The sequence below is a fragment of the Paenibacillus sp. 01T422 genome (assembly GCF_056398785.1).
In genome coordinates, this window is record NZ_JBFTQB010000555.1 from 1 (window position 1) to 4,356 (window position 4,356).

6 protein-coding genes are annotated in these 4,356 nt (G+C 41.7%); all 6 read right to left on the reverse strand.

Features of this window, described 5'->3' with window-relative positions; translation table 11 throughout:
• Nucleotides 1–611 (reverse strand): radical SAM protein (locus AC1DUA_RS25705; RefSeq protein ID WP_477502470.1); only part of this gene is annotated, 611 nt, incomplete at its 3' end.
• A gap of 127 nt (nt 612–738) precedes the next feature.
• Entirely contained in the window at nt 739–1,230 is a 492-nt protein-coding gene (locus AC1DUA_RS25710; RefSeq protein WP_477502471.1) for a YajQ family cyclic di-GMP-binding protein, read from the reverse strand.
• A 146-nt stretch (nt 1,231–1,376) separates the two neighbouring features.
• Nucleotides 1,377–2,249 carry a helix-turn-helix domain-containing protein gene (locus AC1DUA_RS25715; RefSeq protein ID WP_477502472.1) on the reverse strand — a complete coding sequence of 291 codons (873 nt, stop codon included), beginning with the start codon at nt 2,247–2,249 and terminating at the stop codon, nt 1,377–1,379.
• Between the two features lie 49 nt (nt 2,250–2,298).
• Nucleotides 2,299–3,042 (reverse strand): DUF3388 domain-containing protein, encoded by a 744-nt coding sequence (locus AC1DUA_RS25720; protein WP_477502475.1) that lies wholly within the window; start codon nt 3,040–3,042, stop codon nt 2,299–2,301.
• Nucleotides 3,043–3,162: 120 nt separating this feature from the next.
• Nucleotides 3,163–4,014, reverse strand: coding sequence for a hypothetical protein (locus tag AC1DUA_RS25725; protein WP_477502473.1), 852 nt, complete (start codon nt 4,012–4,014; stop codon nt 3,163–3,165).
• A gap of 92 nt (nt 4,015–4,106) precedes the next feature.
• The coding region (locus AC1DUA_RS25730) for a DUF3243 family protein (RefSeq protein ID WP_477502474.1) at nt 4,107–4,356 on the reverse strand (250 nt) is incomplete at its 5' end.

Here is a 4,356-nt window from a genome sequence, read left to right on the forward strand (position 1 = left end):
TTCGTAGAGTCCTGAGCGATTAAACTAATCTCTTTCACGCCTTGTGAAGCCAGATTAGCTACTTCCGCTACAACGGAATCCATGCTTCTGCTCTTGAAACTACCGCGCATGATCGGAATACTGCAGAATGTGCAGGCATTATCGCAGCCTTCAGCAATTTTCACATACGCTGTATATCTAGGCGTTGTAACAAGCCTTGGCAGGTCCGCATCATAGTTAAATACCGGATTCCCAACAAGAACCGGTCTTTTCCCGCGCAGAGCCTCGTCAACGATATGATTGATTTTATCAAAATCTCCCGTTCCCACGATCCCGTCAATCTCTGGCATCTCATCCATCAGCTGCTTTTTGTAACGCTGTGTCAAGCAACCTGATACGATAAGCGCTTTAAGATTTGCTGTTTCTTTCAATTCTGCCATATCCAAAATTGTATTTACGGATTCTTCTTTCGCTGCATCAATGAACCCGCAAGTGTTCACGATAATGACAGTGGCATCTTCCTTGTTATCTACAAGTTGAAAACCACGCCCATGTATTAATCCAGCCATAATCTCGGAATCGACCATATTCTTCTCGCATCCGAGGGTAACTACTTTAACCTTTTCTGTCATGAACGAAACAACCTCCAATAGTCCTAAAAACACTCCCTACAAGTATAATACAAGCCCTATAGGGTGTCAAAATGTAAAAACCCCCTTGCAGCAGGGGGCTTCTCTCTCAATAACATGGTATGTATGCCTATTTTAAATTTACAAATTGCAAATCAAGAGGAATATCCGCCTTGCGAAGTAAAGTAATAACAGCCTGCAAATCATCACGGCTCTTGCCCGTTACCCGAATTTGATCTCCTTGTACTTGCGTTTTCACTTTAAGCTTAGAATCACGAATCAGGATGTTGATTTTTTTCGAATTTTCTTGATCGACACCTTGTTTCATGCTGATTTTCTGTCTAACTGTTGAGCTCGCAGCTGGTTCAACCTTGCTGTAATCGAGATTTTTGATCGAAATCCCGCGTTTCGTCATTTTGGCATGCAGGATATCAAGAACATTCTGAAGCTTAAACTCGTCATCTGAAGTAACGACTAATTGATCCTTATCTAACTTAATGCTGCTTTTGCTGCCCTTAAAATCAAAGCGGGTGGCAATCTCTTTTTCAGCCTGTTGAATGGCGTTATTTAACTCCTGCATATCCACCTTGGATACAATATCAAACGAACTTTCTGAACTCATCTTAGACTAAACACCCTTYCCATCAAATTACAATAGCATTATAGCAAGAAGTCTTATAAAAAGAAACATCCCGCAGCCCCACGGCCTAGGATGTCTCTTGAAGAAATTATTTCATTACCCGGGAAAGCGCAGGAACTGTCAAAATGCTAGTTTTTTTGCAAGTTCAGCTGTACACGCTTTGGATTAGGCGTATCACCAACAGGAACCACGGTGCCATTCACAGTAAGCTCTAGCGCACTTGCTGCTCCAACATTCAGATAGGCGGAACTTGTCAAATCGAAGGCGTCAGTATCGCCTTCTTTGTAAAGCTTTTGTCTTAACATGTCCTTACCGCCCCCATCTGTAAGAGCATCAACTCGAATCCAGCAGGAACCGTTTATTTTCATCTGAATGTTTAAATTCGCAGTACCAATAATCGTGTAGTTATCTACGCCTTTTTCGTTGCTGCTAAATTTAACTTGTACCGCTGGTGGTGTTGGTGCCGGTGTTGGGGTCGGAAGAGGTTCCACTTTACCTTCACTGGAGGCATTCGTTGAAGTAGTCGGAGTCGTTCCTGCCCCGGGATTCGTAGTATCCGTAATTCTCGGAGACTGCGTTTGAGAAGGCTTTTCCCCTGCCGGTGTTCCCTTGTAATTCTTATATGTATAATAGTACACAATTCCGAAAATGAGCAAAATGAAACAAATAAACATGACGCTTGAAGCCCAACGGCTCATTTTCTCCGTATTACGAACACTCGTTCGATTCTTCCGAATTGTTTCTACTACCGGTTTTTCCACGACTGGAGAAGGATTCGTTGTTTGGTACATATTCAGCACTTCAGTTGGATCCAGTCCTACTGCTTCTGCATAGCTTTTGATAAAAGCTCGTACATAAAAGCTGCCTGGCAGAACTTTATAGTTTCCTTCTTCAATGGCTTCAAGGTAGCGTTTACGAATTTTTGTAACTTCCTGCAAATCGTCGAGCGAAATCTTTCTTTCCAATCGTGTCTTGCGTAAAATGTATCCAAGATCAGACATAATGGTCACCTCCCCACGGGAATCTCATTAGTTAATGACGTTACAAACCTTAAAATGGTTCGGATGTGTACGTAAATGAATCGTAATTGATTTCCTCATCCGGACTATTTCGAAGCTCAATAATATAATCAAAGTGATTATAAGTGTATTCAGATTCGCGAATAAATATATCCGGGTGCTCGATCACCTTTGTTGAAGGCATCGCCATGATATCCTGCAAAAGGCTATGATGCTTCTCATTCGAACGAATCGTGGAAACGATTCCGTCAATAATGAATACATTATTAGCGGTCATCTCGTCTTCAGATAATTGGCTACGAACCGTTTGTCGAAGTAATGTGGAAGAAACAAAAGTCCAACGTTTATTGGCACACACACTTCCAGCAATAATTGACTCCGTCTTGCCAACGCGAGGCATGCCGCGAAGCCCAATTACATGATTTCCGTCCCGTTTGAATACCTCACCAAGGAAGTCAACCAATAGCCCTAATTCATCACGAGTAAAACGGAATGTTTTGCGATCGTCCGAATCGCGTTCGATATAACGACCATGACGTACAGCCAAAATATCCACGAGTTTAGGTGGACGCAATGCCGTAATAGTAATATTATCTACTTTTCTCAGCATTTTACCCATTAAGTCAATTTTTTCTTCATCATTAGTTTGAAGAAGCATACCACGCGTACGATCTTCAACACCATTAATGGTTACTATATTAATATCCAGCATCCCCATTAAGGAAGCGATATCCCCTAATAACCCGGGACGGTTTTTGTGAATCTTATACTCCATATACCATTCTTTAACGTCCAATCCTTCCACCTCATCGCAATATCTATAACGTTCTTTTTATTGGCTCTTCAAATAAATTCTACAAATTTCGCCATTTTCCTTCTGTAAAAAGGCATTAATTTATTTCATCTTGAGTTCAGTGAGCTCTTTTTCATTGTAATTCAAAAGACCTTTCTGCCATGACTTACTCGTCATTGCAAGAAGCCGGTCATCCAGAATTTGTGGCCAGTTTAGCTCAGCAGATAAAGAATTAGAGACATCCATCGCAGATACACCAAGCGTTTTTACTTTTTGCAGCTGCGCTTCTGTTGCAGGAGAATAGAAAATAATCCAAGTAGCAGCATGCTGTCTCGTTTGAAATGTTAATTGATGGAACCATTGTTCATTATTATCAAGCAAAACAATGTGGTCCGCTTCTTCCGAAGGTGCCCATGCAGAAGGAATTGGGCGATCACTTCGCGTCACCCACTCCACAGTGACATTCTGAGCCAAGAGATTTTGAATCCATTGATTCTTCAAGTTTTCAATCTGCTGAGAATCAATTTGCAACAAAGCAGCCTGGTCAATGGCTGTGCTCGCATTCCCGTTAACATCCAGCTGACTCTGTAATAATGTCCATTTACCCGGATTTAAGCCTTGCTGAATCACCCCATTTGCCGATGGGAACAAATCGTTGCCGATAACATATATGTAATCGTACGAGCTTGCTTTCAATTTCGTGAGCACACGATCATCCACTGCACTCAAATCGTTCATCCAATCATATGCGATATAATTGGCATCTCTCCACTTTTGAAGTGCACTCCCTACAGACTGCTTCGCAGTTGGAGATAAATTAACGCTCGAAAGCATCAAGACAGACAATTTCTTATCCAAGAGCTCCTGCTTAATAACAGGAATACCTCGATTTCCACAGCCAGCAACAAGGAAAGATAAGAGCAAAAACATAAGCATGGAACGTTTGATAATCATAAAATTCGATTCCTTTCTACCTAAGAAAGCGTGCAAAAGCCTCCGAAAGAGGAGGCTTTCACATAGTACACTATTGAATTGTAAAACGGTTATTAACCTTTGTCTACTAATTTTACCATGAGGCGTGCAAGCGTACGTTTATCCTGCTCATCCCCAGCATCCCACAGCTCTTTGAGCACACGTTCCTGCTCATTTTCCGGATCAACTTTATTAGATAGGAATTCACCAATTTGAAAAGCGAGTTTCGAGATGGTTTCTTCACTCATCCCCGCATGTCCAGCTTGACTAACACGTTCAGCCAGAAACTCTTTCCACTTGTCAAATACTTTAAGTACTGTAGCC

Coding starts and splice junctions, on each gene's coding strand:
- AC1DUA_RS25710 (WP_477502471.1), bottom strand. CDS start 1,230: ATGAGTTCAGAAAGTTCGTTTGATATTGTATCCAAGGTGGATATGCAG.
- AC1DUA_RS25715 (WP_477502472.1), bottom strand. CDS start 2,249: ATGTCTGATCTTGGATACATTTTACGCAAGACACGATTGGAAAGAAAG.
- AC1DUA_RS25720 (WP_477502475.1), bottom strand. CDS start 3,042: ATGGAGTATAAGATTCACAAAAACCGTCCCGGGTTATTAGGGGATATC.
- AC1DUA_RS25725 (WP_477502473.1), bottom strand. CDS start 4,014: ATGATTATCAAACGTTCCATGCTTATGTTTTTGCTCTTATCTTTCCTT.